This is a genomic window from Robiginitalea sp. (assembly GCF_049588695.1).
In the GTDB taxonomy this organism is placed as follows: Bacteria; Bacteroidota; Bacteroidia; order Flavobacteriales; family Flavobacteriaceae; genus Robiginitalea.
Genome location: NZ_JBAVZJ010000433.1, coordinates 1 through 2,620, shown reverse-complemented (window position 1 = coordinate 2,620; position 2,620 = coordinate 1). Strand labels below are relative to the sequence as shown.

1 protein-coding gene and 1 pseudogene are annotated in these 2,620 nt (G+C 47.8%); both read left to right on the top strand.

What is annotated here, in order from left to right; genetic code table 11:
- Nucleotides 1–179 (top strand): annotated as a pseudogene (locus tag WBV75_RS10320) (malate dehydrogenase); the annotation flags it as partial.
- Nucleotides 180–380: 201 nt separating this feature from the next.
- On the top strand, nucleotides 381–2,620 hold a 2,240-nt coding region (gene secD, locus WBV75_RS10315; protein WP_424120531.1), incomplete at its 3' end, for a protein translocase subunit SecD.

The following is a 2,620-nucleotide window of genomic DNA, read 5'->3' as shown; positions in this document are numbered from 1 at the left end:
GCTCTACGTTGCTCGAGGGGGAATACAATCTGAATGATCTATGTTTTGGCGTGCCCGTGGTCCTGGGTCGGAAGGGTATCGAAAAGATAGTCCCTATCGAATTGAATGAAGCTGAAAAGGCAAAAATGCAGGAAAGTGCAGCCGGGGTTTCCAAAACCAATGGGTTGCTTGACGTTTAGGTACCAGAGATACATTTTGAGTTGAAAAGGCATCCCATCGGGGATGCCTTTTGAGTTTTACCACCCAGGGGATTCAGCGGGGTGAATGGCAGGGTGATAGACCATTACAAATCAATTGTTTTTATTGGCAGTTCCTAGTGGAAATGATATATTTGCACGCTGTTTGCAACACCATCAAAAAAACAGATAACCTCTTAACTCATGCAGAATAAAGGACTTATAAAGCTCTTCGCCCTGTTGTTCGGGCTGGTAAGTATCTATCAGCTTTCCTATACTTTTATCACTTCTAAGATTGAAAGCGACGCAGAAGCGTACGCATCAGCCACGGTTTCTGCGGATCAGACCGATTACGTCACTGAAAGGGAGCTGGTAGAAGCCCGTTATCTGGATTCGGTAGCGAAGAACCCGATCCTGGGTTTTACGAGCTATGAAGAAGCTAAGAAAAAGGAGCTCAACAAAGGGCTCGACCTCAAAGGGGGTATTAATGTGACCCTTCAGATTTCTGTAGAGGATATCCTCAAAGGTCTGGCCAATTATTCCAAGAACCCTGTCTTTAACAAGGCCCTGGCCGATGCCAAAGAGGCGTCTAAGAACAGTGACGAAACCTATTTAGAGCTCTTTTTTGATGCTTTTGATCAGATCAAGGGAGATACCAAACTGGCTTCTCCTGGTATTTTTGCCAACAAAGGGTTGAGCGATGAGGTCAACTTTGAGATGTCCGATGAGGAGGTTAAAGGTGTGATTCGGCGCAAGGTGGACGAATCTGTCGTCTCCGCTTTTGAAGTACTTCGTGAACGTATTGATGGTTTTGGAGTTACCCAACCCAATATTCAAAGGGAAGGGAATTCCGGGCGTATTCTTGTGGAACTTCCGGGTGCCCGGGATATCGCACGTGCCCAGGACCTGCTCTCGAGTACAGCTCAACTTGAGTTTTGGGAGACCTATGAGCCCGGGAATCAGAGTTTGCTCAATTTCTTTATAGAAGCTAATGAAGCTTTAAAGTCCATTGTAGAAAGGGAAGAGACTCCGGTAAAACCGGAATCTGAGATCGATTCTCTCCTTTCCGATGTCGCTCAGGATTCCCTGGATCTGAACGCCCAACAAAATCCACTCTTCGAAAAATTACAGCTTAGCGGCCCTGGATTTGCCGTCGGTATGGCTGCCATTAAAGATACTGCCGAGATTGGCGCATGGCTCCGTTTGCCACAGATCAGGAGGTTACTCCCTCCGGATGTTCAGTTTACTAAATTTCTATGGGAACGCCCTTCACAGGATATAGAAGTGGCGGCACTCTTCGCCCTGAAATCCAACAGGGATAACACCCCGAGGATGAGTGGGGATGTGGTGAGTGATGCCCGCGACCAGTTCGACCAGTTTAACCGCCCGGCCGTGGGAATGGATATGAACGTGCGGGGTGCAAGGGAATGGCAGGAGCTTACCAATGAGGCCAACCTGAACAATACGGGTATTGCCATTGTACTGGACAATCGGGTGTACACGGCCCCTGGGGTTTCCAGCAAAGGCGGAATTGCCGGTGGGAGCTCAGAAATTACAGGAACCTTTACCGTTACTGAAACCAAGGATATTGCCAACGTTTTACGGGCTGGAAAACTTCCGGCTTCGGCTGAGATCATCGATTCATTTGTCGTAGGGCCTTCTTTGGGTCAGGAGGCGATAGACAGTGGATTTATGTCCTTTCTGATCGCTATGATATTTGTCCTGATCTGGATGGTATTCTATTACGGAAAGGCCGGTATTTTTTCCGATATCGCCCTGGTCTTTAACATTGTACTGATTTTTGGAGTCCTCGCGAGTCTCGGTGCGGTCCTGACCCTCCCGGGAATAGCGGGTATTGTCCTTACCATAGGGATGTCGGTGGATGCCAACGTGCTTATTTTCGAGCGTATTAAAGAAGAACTCCAGAAAGGTAAAGGTATGGGGCAGGCCGTTTCTGACGGATTTGACAACGCCCTGTCTTCCATTCTCGATGCCAATATAACCACAGGGTTGACGGCCCTGATTCTGCTCGTGTTTGGAACGGGACCTATTAAAGGTTTTGCAACTACCTTGATTATAGGTATTCTCACCTCATTGTTTACGGCGATTTTTATAACGCGATTGCTGATTGACTGGTATCTCTCCAAACGGGGACGTAAACTGGATTTCTCGACAGCCCTGACGAAAAACCTCTTTACCAATGTCAATATCGATTTCCTCTCCAAGCGAAAAATTGCTTATGTGATTTCAGGAATCTTCCTGGTACTGGGATTGGTTTCACTCTTTACCAAAGGATTGGACCAGGGGGTTGATTTTGTCGGAGGGCGAAATTATCAGATTCGGTTTGTCGATCCGGTCAGCCCGGCGGAGATCACCGGAGAACTTACAGCAGTACTGGGTAGTGCGGGGGCCAAGACTTTTGGAGACGCCAACCAGATTATGGT